The 19,424-nt window shown below is 43.0% G+C and carries 14 protein-coding genes; 6 read left to right on the top strand and 8 right to left on the bottom strand.

Annotated features, from left to right (window positions below; genetic code table 11):
• Window positions 1-333 precede the first annotated feature (333 nt).
• The 6 genes from GX089_08720 to GX089_08695 form a co-directional block, all read right to left on the bottom strand.
• A complete protein-coding gene (locus GX089_08720; GenBank protein NLP02563.1) occupies window positions 334-1,500 on the bottom strand; it encodes a glycoside hydrolase family 5 protein in 1,167 nt (388 codons plus the stop codon).
• A 197-nt stretch (window positions 1,501-1,697) separates the two neighbouring features.
• Window positions 1,698-2,915 carry a hypothetical protein gene (locus GX089_08715; GenBank protein ID NLP02562.1) on the bottom strand — a complete coding sequence of 406 codons (1,218 nt, stop codon included), beginning with the start codon at window positions 2,913-2,915 and terminating at the stop codon, window positions 1,698-1,700.
• Complete coding sequence (locus GX089_08710) at window positions 2,905-3,756, bottom strand: TIGR02147 family protein (GenBank protein ID NLP02561.1); 852 nt, start codon at window positions 3,754-3,756, stop codon at window positions 2,905-2,907. The genes GX089_08715 and GX089_08710 overlap by 11 nt, the downstream gene beginning before the upstream one ends.
• A 183-nt stretch (window positions 3,757-3,939) precedes the next feature.
• Window positions 3,940-7,032, bottom strand: coding sequence for an efflux RND transporter permease subunit (locus tag GX089_08705; protein ID NLP02560.1), 3,093 nt, complete (start codon window positions 7,030-7,032; stop codon window positions 3,940-3,942).
• 16 nt (window positions 7,033-7,048) lie between these two features.
• Window positions 7,049-8,095: an HlyD family efflux transporter periplasmic adaptor subunit gene (locus GX089_08700; protein ID NLP02559.1), complete on the bottom strand. Its 1,047-nt coding sequence runs from the start codon at window positions 8,093-8,095 to the stop codon at window positions 7,049-7,051.
• A 9-nt stretch (window positions 8,096-8,104) separates the two neighbouring features.
• Entirely contained in the window at window positions 8,105-9,328 is a 1,224-nt protein-coding gene (locus tag GX089_08695; protein NLP02558.1) for a TolC family protein, read from the bottom strand.
• Window positions 9,329-10,140: 812 nt separating this feature from the next.
• Here GX089_08695 and GX089_08690 point away from each other — a divergent pair.
• From GX089_08690 to GX089_08680, 3 genes are all read left to right on the top strand, one after another.
• Window positions 10,141-10,617, top strand: coding sequence for a ferritin family protein (locus tag GX089_08690; protein ID NLP02557.1), 477 nt, complete (start codon window positions 10,141-10,143; stop codon window positions 10,615-10,617).
• Between the two features lie 1,155 nt (window positions 10,618-11,772).
• A complete protein-coding gene (locus GX089_08685) occupies window positions 11,773-12,219 on the top strand; it encodes a DUF296 domain-containing protein (GenBank protein NLP02556.1) in 447 nt (148 codons plus the stop codon).
• Window positions 12,220-12,545: 326 nt separating this feature from the next.
• Entirely contained in the window at window positions 12,546-13,439 is an 894-nt protein-coding gene (locus GX089_08680; GenBank protein NLP02555.1) for an SDR family oxidoreductase, read from the top strand.
• A 29-nt stretch (window positions 13,440-13,468) separates the two neighbouring features.
• Here GX089_08680 and GX089_08675 read toward each other — a convergent pair whose 3' ends face one another.
• Together GX089_08675 and GX089_08670 are read right to left on the bottom strand one after the other, a co-directional pair.
• Window positions 13,469-15,562, bottom strand: a complete 2,094-nt coding sequence (locus GX089_08675; protein ID NLP02554.1) for a PAS domain S-box protein — start codon at window positions 15,560-15,562, stop codon at window positions 13,469-13,471.
• 478 nt (window positions 15,563-16,040) lie between these two features.
• Window positions 16,041-16,274, bottom strand: a complete 234-nt coding sequence (locus GX089_08670; protein NLP02553.1) for a hypothetical protein — start codon at window positions 16,272-16,274, stop codon at window positions 16,041-16,043.
• Window positions 16,275-16,643: 369 nt separating this feature from the next.
• On the opposite strand from GX089_08670, the gene GX089_08665 reads away from it, so the two are divergent.
• From GX089_08665 to GX089_08655, 3 genes are all read left to right on the top strand, one after another.
• The gene (locus GX089_08665; protein NLP02552.1) at window positions 16,644-18,035 is read left to right on the top strand and encodes a site-specific DNA-methyltransferase; all 1,392 of its coding nucleotides are present in this window, start codon (window positions 16,644-16,646) and stop codon (window positions 18,033-18,035) included.
• Window positions 18,011-19,090 (top strand): XcyI family restriction endonuclease, encoded by a 1,080-nt coding sequence (locus GX089_08660; protein ID NLP02551.1) that lies wholly within the window; start codon window positions 18,011-18,013, stop codon window positions 19,088-19,090. Before GX089_08665 ends, GX089_08660 begins: the two co-directional genes overlap by 25 nt.
• Before the next feature lie 126 nt (window positions 19,091-19,216).
• On the top strand, window positions 19,217-19,424 hold a 208-nt coding region (locus GX089_08655; protein NLP02550.1), incomplete at its 3' end, for a hypothetical protein.

The raw sequence follows: 19,424 nt of genomic DNA, 5'->3' as shown, positions 1-19,424 counted from the left end.
GAAAATAGTAAATTTATGTTTGGCTGGTTGCATTAGACACTCCTGTTAAAGTTTGTAGTAGAACCTTAACATGTCATGTGACCAGCTACTTTGTCAACTTTTCTGAAAACCTATGGGATGGTAGTGATATTCTTTTACTTTTTAGCGTGGTGAAAGAAGCAGACCATCTGGTTTACTATTTCGACAATAAGTAAAATTGCTGCTTCTTAGGCGGATTCAGGAGAATTTTCAAGCTGAATAATAATCAATTCCGATTTTAATACAGGGGCGCAGAGGCCAGGATACGGTCCCTGCAGCAACTTGACACTTTCTATTCATTAACTTAAACCGTGGTCAATTAATGTTCAAAATTTTTCTGTTTTGATATATCTTAATGCCATCTGTACCACCCAATACCGAAACACCTGTACTGCCCAGTTTTCCAGAGGGTACAGTTTTATTTAGCAATAATGACCTCTGAATTACCCTTCCGTGTAAATCATAAACCTGATACATGTTTCTGTTATTTGAGATTACAGAAACCATAGGTTTCACAGTTCTGGAACTGCCGAATATGGTGCATACCCTTGAGGTCTGCTTGAGGCCATTTTTCCCATTGACAACCGTATTTCCCCAGTCCGAGAGACTTGTGCCTGCATGATTATTTGCCAGGTCAAGATATTCAACACCTCCGCCATTACCGCACCACGACCACGCAAGCCATCCCACACCCTTTTCCTGGCAGTAATCAAGAATGTACTGTTCATCAACATCTCCGCTTGTATGCCTGAATCCAAATTCACCTATGCAGAGAGCAAGACCCTGACTCAGAACATTATCAATGTTTCTCTTAATAGTTTGCGCATCAGAACCGGAGTATTCGTACATGTGGATAGAAAACATGGTATTACCGAGTTGGTCGTAACCAAATACATCCTTGCCTTTACTGTGAATAGATTGCGGGTATTGCCCGTAACCAGCACAATCTATCATAATCGTATGTTTCATCCCGGCATTTCTGATAACCACAATTGCATCTTTGTAACCATCAGCCCATGGATCTGTATTCCAGCTTCCATACCACTCATTTGCAATGTTTATAATAACTCTGTCCTCTTTACCTGTAAGTACAGATTTGATTTCCACAAAATAGTTCGCTGCCGATATAAGATCCTGTTTGCTGTCTCTCCCCGTTGCATCATGTACCTCCAGAACCGCAATCATCTTGTGCTCATTGCAGGCATTAAGGAGATTTGTGACCTGCTGGGAAGTTGTTTTAGTCCACTGGACCCCGTTAGAGAGAACTATTCTTACGGTGTTTGCGCCTGCTTTGGCAATTGCAGGAATCGATTCGTTGATTTTATCCATGTACCATGCGAAAGCGAAATTGACTCCACGCATGACAAATTCATTCCCGTTGGCATCGATAAGTTTTGTTCCGTCAACGGCAAATCCTTTTGAAAAGATGTTTGCTGCCGCAATGAGTAAAATAGAAATACCTGCATATAATAGTCTGTTCATGAAACCTCCCGCATTTGAAACTTGTACCTATTTTTACATGCCTTGAGTTTTATAATAAGCAATTTTGCATGGAAATTGGGATTAAAAATGTCTTTGAGGGGAGAAAATGTTGACAGCGGTGTCAACATTGGAAATGAGTAACTATATAGTGGTGACCTTCTGTCCGGCCTGCTTTGAAGGATTCAGGTACGAAACATTCAAGGAAGTATCAATTCATCCAGAGTCACCCCCTCAAGCCTGACATCGTCAAGCCAGAATTCACTTCCATCAGATCCCGGATGAAACGCTATCCATTGTAAGCGTCCCCTGATTTCTTCCCAACCGGCAAGAGTGCCCTGAGGATCGCTGATAAAGTACTGATCAGATGTTATTGTAAACCTCTGCCATACAGTATCAAGATCAACACTGCAAATTGCCTGAGGCATATTGTTGCTTTCCAGGCCATGAATCCGTACATTGAGCTTTCCATTTCCCTTTGCCATGAATGAAACTGTGTCTATATGGGTAAAACCCGCTTCCATACTGCTTACCTGCGCCCCGATAATCAGATAGGAAGAGCCACCACCGATATTGTAATTGACATAAACAGAGTTCCCATCATAAGCACCCTCACTTACCAAAGCACTCCGCAGTGGAATATAAAGGGTGTCTGTTTCCCTTTCTGCAGGGAAATAGACTGAAACATTGGGCGATCTTGTTATGTACCATTGACCCGAGTTAAGAAAAGACATCAAATTTACATCACCGTCAAAATGATCAACCAATGTACCTGAAAAATCAACAGTTAACTGCGTTCTGAAATGCTCTCCCTCAAGGAGTTCAACTTTGTCGATCCCTACGCATGTGAAACTCTGTGTATCTTCTCTGATCAGTATCTTATACAAACCCGGTGCAACCGATGAAAAGTCAAATGACCCATCATCGGGATCAACATCTTGTGAATAATCTGTACCATGAAGCATTATCTTTACCGGAAAAGGAGTTGAAGAAGTTAGAGAACCCGACAGTGCTGCCGCGGTTTTTAGTGTAACAGTATCACAGGTTCCATTTCTGCTTTTTGCAAATTTAAAGGATGGATAAAACAACGCTGATTTCCCGGAATCGATCAGCAGATTGATATCAGAGGCAGGAAATGAGTCGTAAGGTATCTTGACAGCACCATCAGAACCGGTTACCGCATTATAATATATCACACTTTTGTTTTCGCAGATGTTTCGGAGCCAGAGGTCATTTTCAATCAGTCTTACCGATGCACCACAAACAGGTCGATTCTCTTTGTCAAGCACAGTCAAAGTAAATGTATTTACGGTTTCAGAACCAGCTGTTCCTGAAAGTCTGTCTTCTGTTGAACATCTGTGGATAACCAGAGAGATTACAACCAATAAACATAGTGACAGCCGGCTATTACTTTTCATCAGCAAGATCCTCTTTATCAATATCGTCAAGCAGAGCCACTGGTATAAACTGAAGATTAAGCTGGTATACCCTGTTTGGTTCCCTGGAGATCTCCATAACTTTTCTCAGCACTGTCTTACGGAACTCTGCAAGCATTTCACGGAATTCTCCAAGGGTGTCTTCAGGGATAGATATGGTCAACGAGGAGATATCCCGGATATCGGGTGGATCATTTATCAAGGAACGCTCACTAAGATGAATCGTCTGCTGCTGGAAATGACGCACAGCCAGCATCCGCCAGTTTCCTCCTCCGGTAATAAACTTATCGGTCAAAGAGTAACTTCCATCAGAGTCTCTATAAATGAAACCAAGTTCAAGAAGCAACTTTATTGACTCCTGAGCTTCCTTTTCAGATATGGCAGGAGAGAGCAGATTTGCAAGCTTGCGGTAATCACCATCAAATTTGTAAAATGCAAGCAAAACTCTTATTACAGAATGGTACCACTTATAATAAAAACGGTCCTGATCGGGTTTTACCTGCGGAAGAATCAGATCCTTTAGTTCCATCAGCTTTTCAAAATACAAGCTGGTTTCACTTCCCGTTTTTGCCTTATTGAAGCGCACAAGGCAAGTAAAATACTCCTCCTCTCTGTCCTTTAGACCCAGGAATTTTGCGAAAACAGGGATAAGCCTTTCCGAGATGTGTCTTTGACCCTGAAGAATTTTAACCAGTTGTCCAGGATCAATGTTGATTTTCTGAGCAATGAGACGGTAAGAAAACCAGGGCTTTCTCTCCCTTGTTTCATCAAAACGCTGTTTAAGATAATGACGGTAATCAAGAAAATCAAAAAGGGGGCTCATACCATTAATATACCGTTATTTGCTATAGCTTTGTATAAACTATATCAAAGAGTGATGGCAGAGGTGTCAACATCTTTTCACATACCCAGGCCTCTAGCCTGGGCTGTTAAATCACACCCTTTCAGGGTTTACAAGATAAGCGTACTTCAGGAAGTATAATTCTGCAGTCATACTTTAGCTGATTCAGGAGACTTTCTCTGTTCTCTGGTACATAAACCACTCATAAATAGTAGGAATCAGTACCAGTGTGAGAAATGTCGATGAAATCAACCCGAAGACCACTACAATCGCCAGTGATCTCTGCACCTCAGACCCTGTCCCCTGCGAAATGAGCAGTGGAATCAACCCAAGTACAGTTGTCAAAGCGGTCATCAAAACCGGCCTCAGCCTCAGCATCCCTGCCTCCACAATCGCCTCGGAAACACCATAACCTTCCTCCCTTAGCTGGTTGATACAGGTGACAAGGACAAGACCATTCTGCACAGCAATACCGAAAAGAGCGATAAATCCGACCGATGCCGGTACCGATAAGTATTCTCCTGTGAAAAACAGGCCGAGAATACCGCCTATGAGCGCAAGAGGAACATTGACAAAAATAAGCAACGCGTTTCTTATAGAATCGAGCGACATATAAAGCATCAGAAAGATCAGTCCCAGCGCCACAGGAACTATTATCCCCAGTCTTTTCATCGCCCGCTGCTGGTTTTCAAACTGTCCTCCGTATTCCAGATAGTATCCGGGAGGAAGGTCTATCTTTGATTCAACCAGCTTTTTGACATCTGCAACAACGCTGCCCATATCCCTGCTCCGTACATTTGCAGAGATAATCCATCGACGCTGATTGTTCTCACGGTTTATCTGGATCGGCCCTGTAACTTCCCTGATCTGTGCTACCTGTGAAAGAGGCACCTGAAACCCGTCAGATGTATGTACCAGGATATTTCCAATTACTTTGGTATCACGGCGATGACGTTCGTCAAGACGCACATGTATGCCGAATCGACGGGTATTCAGGAATACCTGATCGACAGTTTCTCCCCCAATTGCCACTTCGACAACCTCAAGAATATCAGATACATTCACCCCGTAACGGGCAGACGCTTCTCGATTGGCAATAATCTGTACCTGAGGCTGACCGAAACTCTGTTCTACGGAAAGATCAACCAATCCCTGCACCGGCTCTATGACCTCCTTTATCTCCTCAGCTTTTGACTTGAGCACATCTATGTCATCACCGTAGAGCTTGACCGCAAGCTGTGTCTTAACTCCAGACAATAGTTCATCGAACATATTCTGTATCGGTTGTGAAAAACTGATCTGCACTCCCGGATAACCCGAAAGCGCTTTGTTCAGCGATTCCACCAGTTCCCCTTTATTCCTGTGATTTTTCCATTGATTTACCGGCTTGAGCATGAGCTGGATATGTGCTGTGTTAACCGGGTGAGGATGGCTGCCGGCCTCAGGACGCCCGATCTTCGCAATGGTCATATCGACCTCATCAAACATTTTTATTCTGCGCTCCAGTTTCATCACTGTCTCGGTTGCCTTTTCAAGTGATATCGATGGAGCCATTGTGATATTAAGCTGTATCACACCCTCTTCCAGTGTTGGGATAAACTCAGTTCCCAGCCTGGGAATCAGGGTCAGGGAAAAGATAAAAAGAGCCAGCGTCACAGTAACAATCACTAACTTTCTTTTTAAAGCAAAATGCAATACCGGCTTATACAACTTTTTCAGAAAAACTACAAACGCAATTTCCTTCTGTACTCCTTGCTTTAGTATCAGTGATGAAAGCACTGGAGCAAAGAACAGTGCTGCGACCAATGAGCCAAGCAGCGCAAAAGAGATGGTGAATGCCATCGGTGAAAACATCTTCCCCTCTACATCCTCAAGGGTAAAGATAGGAAGAAAGACGATGATTATGATAGCAACAGAAAAGATTATCGGACGAGCTACTTCACTGCCTGCAGAGATAATAATTTCAGTTTTACTGCGGGATTTATTCTTTTGATCCGATAGCTGCCTGAACACATTTTCCACAATCACTATTGATGCATCACCGAGCATCCCTATAGCGATTGCAATGCCGCCTAAAGACATGAGATTAGCCGACATTCCTGCGGCACCCATACAGATCACAGCGACAAGAGCACATACAGGAAGTGCCATCGCCACGATAAATGCGCTCCGGATATTCCCCAGGAAAAGTGCCAGAACCGCGATCACAAGTAAAGCACCCTGCCACAACGCATCCTGAACAGTTTTAAGGGCATTATTTACAAGAGAACTCTGATTATAGTAGGGAATAAGCTTTACACCCTCAGGCAATGACCGCTGTACCTCAGGGATCTTCTTGTCAATTCGCCTGATTACCTCAGAGGTGTTCTGGCCGTAAAGTTTCATTACAATTCCGGCAACCACTTCCTCTTCCCCGTTGCGGGTAACCACACCACGGCGTGTCTCTTTGCCGAAATCAACTGAGGCAACATCGCTCAGACGGACTGGAATACCATCTACAGATTTTACCTGCACATTACGTAAATCATCGAGGTTATCGATCAGTCCGATACCTCTCACAAGGTACTCTTCTGAACCGACCACCAGAAACTGCCCCCCGGCATTGCGGTTATTCGATGTCACCGCTGTAATTACGTCATCGAGAGTAAGCTCAAATTTATTGAGCGCGACAGGGTTTACATCGATCTGGTACTGCAGAACATGGCCGCCCATGGAAAGGATTTCGGTCACCCCGGGGACCGTCTGAAGCTGGTACTTGACTGTCCAGTCATTTATCTCACGAAGGTAGACATCGAGCGGCTTTCCCTCGGTGTCAACATTCTGATCTGCTGTCAGGTAGTACATGAAGACCTCACCCAGCCCGGTCGAGATCGGTCCCAGTCCGGGACGCTCCTCCAGTTCCGGAAGCCCGGCGTTTGAGAGCCGCTCTGCGACAATCTGCCGTGCGAAGTAGATATCAACATTGTCTTTGAAGTAAACATACACTACAGCCATTCCGAATGCCGATGTCGATTTGACCTGACGCACACCGGGGAGGCCATTCATTGCCGATTCTATCGGGAATGTAATCAGACGTTCGATCTCCTCAGGGGCCATTCCATGAGCCTCGGCAAAAACCGGAACCATGACAGGTGAGATATCAGGGAAAGCATCAGTGGGCAGTCTTTTATACTGCACAACACCCGCAGTGATAATACCAATCATTGCCAGAACAATCAGCAATCTGTTCTTCAGGCAGATTTGTAATATTTTTTTCATGTTTGTTCCTATCCCCTCAATGTCCGTGTCCAGCATGCGCATCGAATGAACTTGTGACAATCTTTGCCTTAAGCTCGAATGCACCATTATTTACATATTCCATACCCTCTTCAAGACCGGATAATATCATCACTTTACGGGAATCTTTATCTCCTGTCTTCACCGGAACAACATTGAACCTTCCAGGCTCGTGTTGAATAAATACCACACTCTCATTATCAAGGATCTGAACTGCATTTCTGTCCACGACAAGCCCAGGCTCTCCTTCACCTGTCTCTACATTAGCATTGACAAATGTGCCAGGGCGCCAGGCATTATTACTGTTGGAGAGTACTACTCTTGCCGTGATCTTTCTCGTCCTTGCATCCATGATTGGAGTGACATAGCTGATAATGCCATCAGTGCTTATTTCTGAACCTACCGCTGATATTTTTGTCCTCTGTCCCTTTTTCACCTTATCGGCATCTTTGGGGTATACCGCCAGATTTACCCATACAGTTGACAGATCAGCAAGAAGATAAAGACTCTCCTCCTCAGAGACATACTCTCCCGCGGCTGCATGCTTTTCAATAATCCGTCCCGATATCGGTGCTTTGAGAGAATAGGTGTTCATGCTCTCATTGCTCTCGATCAGGGCAACAGCTTCACCAGACTTCACATATTCACCGATTCCATACCGGACCTCTTTGACTATACCCGCGAATCTGGGTGTTATGTGTACCACACGATCCTCATTGAACCCGATTTCTCCTGAAAGATCGAGAGATGTACTTATTCTGCCGGTTTCAACTCTGGCAGTGGTAATCTCTGAAAGCTTCATGTCTTCTGGTGTCACCACTATTTCACCATCATCATGCCCGTGCTCACCCTCCTCTTCAGCATGATGACCGCTATAGTCATGATCAGAATGATGATCCTCATGGTCTGCATGCTCATCGTGATCTGCATGAACGTGGCCTGATTTCTCATTGTGCTCATGATCATGATGATCCTTTGTCGAATTGCCGCATCCTGTCCACACTATCATCGACAGAAAAACAAATGCTGCTAAAAACAATCTCATGGTTTTCTCCTATTTGACGATTTGTAAGTTTATAGATGTCATCTGCATCAGATCGGTCAATTTCTCAGCACGTTCCTGCAGGATATCTAAAAGCTCCAGTCTGAGGCGCAGCATTTCAGCCTGCGCTTCTGCAATGTCAAGAAACGATGCGCTTCCGGCAGAGTAATACTCCTGAAGGGTTTCATACACTTTCCGGGCTTTCGGTACAATACTGGACTGAAGAGAATTCAGTTTGAGATCGATCGCTTCCAATTGACTGTGGATCCCCTCGATATCTGCCATCAGCAGACGGTAAGCATTTTCCCTCTGCTCTCCGGAAGCCTTCTGCCTGAGTTCTGCCTGTTTCTGAGCAGCAGTATTCCTGTTAAAAAGAGGAACAGACATTGACAATCCAAAAGTAGGTGAATTGGAATTAGCCTCATTATTGCGGAGATAACCCATTGAAAGATTCAGGTCCGGTGAAGCATCCGCACTAAGCTGTCTGCGTTCCACTTCGAGTTTCTTCTGCTCGATTACATAAGCCATTATTACCGGATTTTTATCGACTGCGTTCTGAAGGGTTTTCAGATCGGGAATTGATGATTCATGATTCAGCTCACCAGTTACATTTATCAAGGAGAAATTCTGACTGCTCCCCAGTGCCGCAAATTTCATTCTTGCCTGTTTATTTTCAAGAAGCAGTTCCTTGCGCTCAAGCTGGAGCTGCTCGATATCTATTTCAATCCGAACCAGATCAGTGGTCCTGGCACCTCCGGCCTCTACCCTGCGCTGGATCTGGTCTCTTGTCGATTCGGTAATTTTGATAATTGAATCAAGCACATCCATTTTATGAGTTGTTGTTGCTATCGGGATAAACCTTCGGATAATTTCTGCTTCGAGCTCAAGCCTGGCGATCTCTCCCGCATTTACTAAGACATCTACCTCTATTTGCGCAGCTTCGGTTCTGTGTTTTCTTTTTCCGCCAAGTTCAAAAGTCTGCCCGACAGAAGCTTCGATTTCATCTGCACCAAACTTCTCAAGTGAAACCTCGATATCGGGATTGGGAAATGTGCCCGCCTGATGAACACCGGCTTTTGCAGCATCGATTTCAGTTTTCGCGGACCTGAGTCCAGCATTTCCGGAGAGAATTATTTCGCGAGCCTCTGCAAAGGACAAGGAGTCTTTTGTATCAGGAGATGCATCTGCCTGGGATATTGTCCAGCACATTATGGCCATGAGGAACCATCTTATCATAGTTTCCCTTTCATATTGTAAAGAAATACAAGAGAATCAGAACACAAAAACAGAAGAGCAGAAAAGGAAATCTGCTATATTTTGTAAAACGAAATAGAAGGAATCTCAGATACGAAGAACTGTGGAATGTCGATCAGGTATCAAAGGTGGAATGAGGAAGGAGACATGAGAAAAGGTTTTATTTCCGGGTAATAAAAACAGATCGACGAATTTCTCCGGTGCGGATAAAACAGCCTCAAACATGACCTGGTTTTTAGAAACGTATTCACCAAGTGCAGATTGATCGGAACAGATTTTGTGTTGACAGTTCTCAGATGTACATCCGTGTGGCTTATCATGTCTGTCGCAATCATGGCTGCTGCAAGGCTGAGCCACAAAATGGATTTCCTGGATTTGGCTCGCGTTGTCGCAGCATTGGGTGGTGAGACTGCAAACCGGAATCAACAATGCTATCAGAAGTGAGATAATTTTATCATTGCGCATAAGAATTCATCTGAAATTAAAGCATCTAAAAATATATCACAGGCCTAATTATCCGGCAAATATAATCGCTTTTTGATGGAGCGCATGATGATCAAGGCAAGAAATGAAATCGTGAGGATTTGCATGGAGCCTGAAATCCATCAATACAGATTTTTCTTTCTGTCCGTATTCATCAGACAGCCTGAAAGAAACACGGATCAAGCAATCAAATATGTATAAATTGTTAGTCTCATCTGATTTCCACAGCGTTCAATGAGGAAACGTTATTCTAAACCGCATCGTAATCATTTATTTTCCTTATTTCACCAATTCATCAAAACGAGGTCAATATGGCAAAAGTTTTCAATGCAGGGGAGATTTTTGAAATCGGTATTCAGATCGAGAAAAATGGTCACGACTTCTATGCTGCAGCAGCCGCCGGCACAGAGGATGAATCGATGAAGAAACTCTTTACAGAACTGGCAGACTGGGAGGGGCAGCATATTAAACTTTTTCAGGAACTTCGTGACAAACTTCCGGAAGGGGCAAAGCAGGAGATAGAATTTGATCTTGACAACGTGGTATACCTGTATTTGAAATCCCTGGCCGACAGTATGGTTTTCAACTCCAAGAGTGCCGGAATAGAGGGACTCCTTACAACCGATGATATTCTGAACAAAGCCATAGAAATGGAAAAAGAGTCGATAGTGGTTTATTCTTCCATGAAAGAGGTTGTGCCGGCGAGCATGGGAAAAGCCCAGATCGACAGGCTTATTTCAGAGGAAGTCGGGCACGTGGGTCATCTTATAAGAAGAAAGAGCAAGTAAACCCATCGATTCTCTTCATTATTGATATTTTGAAATCGTCACCCATTCTTTGTCTCTGGGTGACGATTTATAATGGAAAAGTCTGCTAATTCCCCCGAAGCTTCAGAGCTAATCGTTCGATCCTTTACTTAAATCAAGTTTGCAGTTTAGGTGTTTTTTGGGGATTTGGCGAACTATAATAATGGATATGTATAATAACATGTATATGGTATAAGGGGAAACATATTTGATATAGATGAAAGGTCTCAGGGATTAATTCACCTTTGGGGTGAACCAATGACTTAAGCGATTAAGTCAAAACCACATCTTTCCTAACCACACAATCCCTCAAATAAAAAATCTCATCCGATTTCCTGCCAGCGATCGGGTCGATGAAAATTCCAGAAAAAAGCAATACTTCTTCAAGGAGAAACCCTAAGCCGTCGAGTCACTAATTCACCTCCGGGGTGAAAGAGTGATTTAATCGATTAAAATGAGGTCTTGCTGAGGTTCTTAATTCACCCCGGAGATGAATTAAGGATATAAAGACCCTTACCCAGGGCAGATTCTGTTTCCTGACATCTTTACGCGGGACATAAAACCCGATCGATATTGATCAGATTATGGTCATGATTGTTTCCTGACTATGAACAGTTCGCTGTATTGGATTCATTTTTTCCGGGGGTTACTAATTCACCTCCGGGGTGAAAAAGTGCCTTAACCGCTTAAAACGAAGCCTCACCAAAATCAATAATTCACCCCGGAGATGAAACAAGGAACCTTACACCACCCTTCCCAGAATAATTCCCGTTTCCTGATATCCCCATCAAGGATAAATCGATATTTACAAATAACAATCATACCACAACCATTGCCGTTTCCTGACTCCAAATCCCCCACTATACACAACTAACAATTTTCCTTTTCAGCTCTTACCATCAGCCCTGCTACACTACTGTATACATCTAAACTTAATTCTTCTGATTTACGATCATCCCCCCAACCCCGCCACCATCCCCATCAATTAAACCCAAAAAAGCCGATTTCGTACCAGATCCCGGGTTTAAAATCTTAAAGGCCTCTTTAAAACATTGAACTTTAATTGTTAATTATTAATTTTACCTGTTCTGAACAGAGACATTTTTAACCTCCCCAGACTCAAACGAAAGGTAAGCCATGCAATACTCATCGGGTTCGACAGGAAGAACATTTGTTCTCCGCTTCGAGGAGAACGATACTATTTACAAGGAAATAGAGAACCTCTGCGAGAAAGAATCTGTAGAGGCAGGAGTTATCTGGATTATTGGCGGGGTAAAAAACGGAGGTGTTGTCGTAGGACCGGGAAATGACTCCGAGAGACCCCTTCGTCCCCAGGTAGAGCAGTTTACAGAGGCACATGAGATAATCGGTACAGGCACCATTTTCAGAAATGAGGAAAACAAACCGGTGCTTCACATGCACGCCGGAGCCGGCAGAGGAAAACATCAGGTGATCGGATGCCCGCGAAAAGGGCTTGAGTGCTGGCTTGTGACAGAGGCTGTATTGCTTGAGATAAAGGGGGCGCTCGCTGGAAGGGTAAAAGATGAGAGCGGAGCAGAGTTGTTGAAGGTATTAAAGAAATAGTTTCTGTTTGATTAGCATTTCAGATTAGCCAAATCTTTCCCCCGGCTTTTTGATGATCAGAATACCCTATTCTGATCATTTTTTTTGAATTATGCCGTTTTGACCTGATATCATTCCTGTAAAAGCAATTCAGGAATCCGGAGTTGATATCCTGGGATCTGGAACCTTGTTCTCAAAATTGACGTGTAAGTGTGTTACTGTAAAGTACATTTGTTTCCGCATAGCACTCTTACCCGTGCCTGTCTTCAGGCATGAATAATGATTCGTTACCTTCAAAGGGAAACAGGCACATAATTCGCTGAAAATCTTCTCAAAGGAGCCATCCTATGCAGAAACATCACGGATTAAACATAGACTTCAATCCTCTTATCGGTCAAAAGGTTACTCCCCCGGAACAAACACAGCAATGGCCAGGACTGGAAAAAGACATGAACCCACCTGCAGACCATGGGGAGCTTAGCTATCAGGGAGGTAACAAACTGACAAATAAAAAAGTCCTGATCACCGGCGGAGATAGCGGGATCGGACGGGCTGTTGCCATAGCCTTTGCCAGGGAGGGTGCTGATGTGGCGATATCCTACTATAACGAGCATGAAGACGCTCGTGAAACAGTCAACTGGATTGAAAAGGCCGGCTCAAAAGCATTCGCTATAAGCGGGGATATTCAGAACCCTGACTTCTGTCACACACTTATTGAAGCAACGGTCGAGGGGCTTGGAGGACTTAACATTCTGGTAAACAATGCCGGGTTTCACGCCGAGTCCGCGGAATTCACCGAAATCTCTCCACAGCAACTCGAGAAAACTTTCAAAACAAATATTTTCTCATTTTTCTGGACTACCCAGAATGCCCTGAGATATTTACAAGCCGGAGACTGCATCATAAATACAGGATCCGTAGTGGCCCTTGAGGGCCATAACACCTTGATTGACTATGCCTGTACAAAGGCAGCAATTCACAACTTCACCAAATCTCTGGCAGCGCTACTTGCCCCTAAAGGGATAAGAGTCAACTGCGTTGCACCCGGACCGGTATGGACACCGCTTATTGCCTCCACCCGATGGAAAAACAGGGTCGCGGAATTCGGCAAAAGCACACTATGGGGCCGTGCAGCACAGCCGGCAGAGATTGCCCCCACTTTCGTTTTTCTGGCCTCTGCCGATTCCAGGTTTTATTCAGGAGAGATTTTTGCCCCAACAGGGTACCAGACAACCAGGTAGAGAACAGTCCGATAGAATGCAATCGACATTTACTTGATGTGTGGAATTCTTTCCAGGGTGGTTTTTATCTGCCCCTGAGGAATCCACTTTCCTAAAACTGCCGACAACTGCGAAATAGTGAAAGGTTTGGCAATAGCATCTGTAAAACCATGTTTGAGAGGACTGGCAATAACAGGATCATCGCTATACCCGCTCATCGCAATTACAGGGATATCGGCTTTTATTTCCTTAATACCGGGAAGGGCATCTTTACCGCCCTTTCCACCGGGAACTGTGAGGTCAAGAATGACTGCGGCTATCTCTTTGCCTTTTCTTTCCGCCTCATAAAATGATTCTATCGCTTCAAGGCTGGTTTTTGTCAAGATAGTTTCATAACCCAGTGAAATAAGCATGTGACTGGTCACTTTCAGAATGAAATCTTCATCATCCATGATAATAATGGTGCCACTGCCCTCAGTTTTAACTGTAAGTGGCTCAGCATCATTTACTATGGGCTTTTCCGATGCCGGAATGAGAACATGAAAGATTGAACCTTTACCCGGTTCTGACTGAACATCAATTGATCCGTTATGCCGCTTGACTATCGAATGTACAGTCGTCAGCCCCAGGCCGTTACCATTTTCTCTGGAGGAGAAAAATGGATCAAAAATCTTCTGCAGATGATCTCTTGGTATGCCGATTCCGGTATCTTTGATTGAGATCTTGATAAATTTGTTTTCTTTGCTACCGGATTTGTCATCATTCTCAATTGTGGCCACATTGCAGGCGGATACAGTTATTTTCCCCCCATCAGGCATTGCCTGCTTGGCATTGATCACAAGGTTGTCGATTACCTGCCCGATAAGGTTTTCATCACATTCACATGCCCAGAGATTATCATCAATTTTGAAGTGACAGGCAATATTGGATCCGCTGAGTGTAAATTGTGTGAACTTCTTTAAGATCGGTGCCAGTTGAACAGTTTTCAAGGATGGTTCGCCCCCCTTGGCGAATGTAAGAAGCTGCCGGGTAAGGGCACTGGTGCGTTTAGAGACCTCAAGAGAATCATCCAGATACTCTTTTACAAGGTCGATATTACCCTTCTCGGCTTCAACTTTAGCCAGTTCCAGAAAACCAAAAACTCCATTCAGTAAATTATTAAAGTCATGCGCTATACCGCCTGCAAGCACTCCCAGAGACTCAAGCTTCTGGGTCCTCTGCATTGAATATTCAAGCTTCTGCTTTTCAGTTACATCCCGGAACACAAGTACGACACCTGTAATCTCATCCTTGTCGTTTCTGATCGGAGCAGCGCTGTCGGCGATCAAATGCTCAGACCCGTTTTTAGAGATAAGGACAATGTAATTGGCCCGTTCGACAGTCGCTTTCGTCTCTAAGACTCTTGACACGGGACACTCTGCGGGTTTGCGGGAGTTTTCTTTGACAATGTTGAATATTTCCCGTAATGGCTTTCCGGTCGCCTCCTCAGCTTCCCATCCGGTAAGTTCGACAGCAGCTTTATTTATCGTAAGGATCTCACCTTTGATATTTGTGGTAATGACCCCGTCACCTATACTGCGCAGAGTAATTGAGAGCTGCTCTTTTTCCTCTGCAAGGAGTCTCTCTACTCTCTTATAGTTGGTAATATCATGAAAAGTCCAGATCCTTCCATAGTTTTGACCATCCTGACCTAAAACCGGGCCGGTATATCTCTCAAGTACCGTGCCGTCGTTAAGTTCTATTATATCAACATGTGTTTCATCCTTGTTTTTGATCATGTGCTGAACAAGAGATAGAAACTCTTCCGGTTCTTTTGTTTTCTGCATGACATAGTGAAGCTGCTCTTTTGTGTCGGTACTTGCCTGCACGTCCTCGGGTATTTTCCACATTTCCGCAACACGGCGGTTCTGATAACTCCTGTTGCCGTTCTGGCCAACGATTATCATTCCATCGCTTGTAGAGTTCAGTTGTGCTTCCATTATTGCGGTTTTAATGCGCAACTCTTCACGGCTGCACCTCAGTGCCTCTTCAGTTTCCCTGCTTTGCTTTATCTCTTTTGACAGCTTTCTGTTAAGGGAAATGAGAACCACTATAACAACCATGAATATCAGAGATGGAATAAAATGAATCAGGATGTTATACATGTGTAATGATACCAGTATCAGCAGTAAAAGGTTGAAGAAGAAAACATTTTCTTTTCTCCAGTAACTTTGCTATGCTGTATTGTTTTCGAATTGATATCCCGTACCTGTTTTTCCGGGATAAACATAATAAATATTATCTTGTGACACTACAATAGTATAGTTAAAATTCAGCGGGGAAATATTTTCATATATGAAGGTGGCGAGTTCGCCCCCTTGTGCAGAAGAATCCCCCCTTATTAAGGGAGATAAAGGGGGGATTTCCTTAATTCCCTATGCCCAGCACAGGATCACCGGCGGGAAATCATTTTCGAGACCAGTGCTGCCAGTCAAATGGGTCCTTGCGGATGCATTTCAGATTAAATCTCTCTCTGTTAACCGGTTTCGATATAGAATTGGGAAACTGACTGCCACAGAACAGAAACTGATAATTGACAGTGTCTTACTTTGTATCGGTGTCTGAATTTAGTTTACTTTTACATCAGGGGTGATTCTTCGTATCATAACACCACTTCGCCATCTCAGCAATAAGCTGAAGAGGTAACGACTTGTCGCAGGAAAACTGTACTGCGCCTTTGCTTGTTTTGTATTCCCTGAGCCTTTCCCTGAAATGCTCAATGGCCTTATCATCGGGGTAGAGCCCGATGTGCTTTTTGAATGCTGCGAAGTGGATAATATTATGTTTACGCCAGTAAGTCGGCATGCTCCAGGAGATGCGCTCTTCTGCATCCGGGAGTGCGGCACGGAGTGTATCATGTTGGAATACTTACCTATTAGCAAAGTTTTCGAGGAAATTGAAGGCAGCGATAATTCAAAATGAACGGAATATTTCTTCCATAGCATGGTGAACTGATAGATGAAATGAATCATTACAACATTGGACGTGCAGGATTGGACTTCCATTTAGTACGTTGTTTTTCAGCCCAAGTCAGAATAATTCACTGAGATTGTCAGCGGATGATTTCTTGAGCCCACATCATTTCTGTCCTTTAAACACTTCAATAGAGATTCAGAAAGTATTTTTAAGTCAAAACAGGCAGTCATACCCACCAGTAATGGTTTTAAGAACAAAAAAGGCAAATCTATGTCATCTGTGCATCGAAAAGCTCTTGAACATAAATTCAAGGGTTCATTAAAAATCAACACAGATCTAAACCGCACTCTGGTTAGTTTTCAAGCTAATAAAAAACTCCCTTTTTACCGCTGGTTCAAATATAAAGAGGGTTTTTCTGCACCGATGATGAACTACCTGATATCGGATTCCGGCTTGAATAAAAACTCAAAGCTCCTTGATCCGTTTTCGGGCAGCGGTGTTGCTCTCTTTGCCGCTCTTAACAGAGGTTTGGTTCCTTCAGGTATAGAGATCCTTCCAGTGGGCCCTTATATAATTAAGAACAGAATTAAAGCTGCAAAGATACCGGTTGATGATATCGACCGGGCACTCTGTGATTGCCTCTCAGAGGATTTTAAAAAGTACCTGCCTGCTCAATCAAAATTCAATCATATCTCAATCACAGAAGGAGCTTTTCCAAAAGAGACAGAAAAGGAGATGCTCGGCTTCATTAATTATGCAAGAGACCATTTTGCAGATCCTGACACTCAATCAATATTAGAATTCGCTGTTTTCTGTATCCTGGAAAAGATCAGTTACACCAGAAAGGATGGCCAGTATCTGAGATGGGATTACAGAGCCGGTAAAAATCCACTCAGTAAAAAATTTAACAAAGGTCATATTCCTGGTTTTCGGGAAGCAATCACCGAAAAATTGTCTGAAATCAGAGAAGATCTTTTGTTGTGGAATTCAGAAACAGCATCAACAAATTTTGACAGTATTAACCTTACTGAAGGATCTGTTCTTAAATTGCTTCCTGAAATTCCGTCAAAAACAATCAACATAGTTATCACATCACCACCGTATTGCAACCGCTATGATTATACGAGAACTTATGCACTTGAGCTTGCTTTTTTAGGTATCAATGACAGCGGAATAAAGCAACTGAGACAAGAATTACTTACTTGTACTGTAGAAAACCGTGAGAAAACATCCGCTTTAAAAAGTATCTATACCGATAAGAGAAGAGTTAATGATTTTAATAGAATAGTGGAAACGTTCAATTCCCAGGAAGCATTACAGGAAGTCATAGAAGTACTAGATAAATTGCGTACCAGCAATAATCTGAATAATCCCAATATTGTAAGAATGGTCAAAAACTACTTCTTTGAAATGTGCTTTATCATTTTTGAACTATACAGAGTATTAAAAAACAATGGTATAGTATATATGGTAAATGATAATGTAAGATATGGTGGAGAAGAAATACCTGTTGATTTGATCCTTTCCGATTTCGCCTCCACAGCAGGATTCAATGTACGAGATATATGGACTCTGAATACAGGAAAAGGAAACAGCAGCCAGCAAATGGGTGTTCATGGACGAACAGAACTGCGTAAATGCGTTTACGTTTGGCAAAAGTAGAGGAAGTTTCGATGAAGAAAAACAATGATCGCCAGGAGTTAATTCTTGAAGCAAACAGAATTTCCTACTCACTGCGTTCCACATTCTTTTTCCGTAAACTCCGGGATATCGGGTATCTTGATATACTTAAAGATATAGAAAAACTTGTACAGCAATCGCGAAATTATAGCTGGGAAGATAAGAAATACTGGAACATAACCCATAATGCATGGGATTTGATCGCCAGGGAAAGAATCGAATTTCTAAGGGTATTCGCTCACCCCAAAGTATTAGTGGAGCATCCAACTTTTATCAGTTACTACCGAAATGTTGCCGCAATACCCCTTAAAGGGGTCCAATATCTGGCATTCAATGTTACTGATTATGAACTCCGGAAGAAAACAGAACTATCCTATTCATCTGCACTCAAACTCATCAAATTATTCAATACTCATATTTCTTCAATAATCGAATCTACACTATCTATTACAAAAGAAAACATCTCCTCACTGATGTACAGCTCAGCTGGTTGTACAATCGATGGTTCCTGGCGGAATAAAATCGGTGAAGAAGCCGAAAAAATGGTTAAAAGCTATGTACTGAGAAATTGTCTGGAAAAAGGAATCATTTTCGCAATGATTGATAAATCCAACAGACCTGCAGATTTTGATCCTGAATACGATTACCTTTCTAATATCGATCTATTCAAAGGCATTAAACTGAAAAACCACATGACAATACTTTTCTCAAACGAACCTGATATTTCAATAATTGGCCCAAACGGCAAACCAGTAAGCGTGATAGAGATTAAAGGTGGAACAGATCCTGCCGGTGCATTGGAGCGGTTAGGTGCAATAAAAAAGAGTTTTGATTATGCACGAAAAGAAAATAAAAAAGTCGAAACTATACTTGTTGTAAGCTGCATTACAGAAGAGATGAATAAGCGGCTTAAAAAGGAAAAAACAATTGACAACGTTTTCAATCTCACCGCGATAATCATCGACATGGAATATAGAGGGAAATTCATTAATAAAATTTCCTCCCTTCTACAAATACCTCAATCTCAAATCTCCTGAAATTTTCCATTAACTACTTCAGGACAAAACACTTGAGATTGCAGGTGACAAAAACAATTTTACCTAAAGGCCTGAAATTGAGCCCTTCAAACACTTTAAAACTGGAAAAAACGAGCGGATGGTAATATGAGGTACTTTAAACGCTTAATCTGCATCTTTATCCCGATTATCGGGTTTGCTCTGAACGCTTGCGCCAATTCAGCGGACAACGACCTGCTGCTCTTTTCCATATCACTTAACGATGATACAACAAGTATCTACGGATGCCACTGGGATGACAGGATCAAGACTAACCTCTCCGGACCCGTCCTCATGGAAAAAGGGACCCTCCTCT

Source organism: Fibrobacter sp. (assembly GCA_012523595.1).
Taxonomy (GTDB): Bacteria; Fibrobacterota; Chitinivibrionia; order Chitinivibrionales; family Chitinispirillaceae; genus JAAYIG01.
This window is presented reverse-complemented; position numbering and strand designations above follow the sequence as displayed.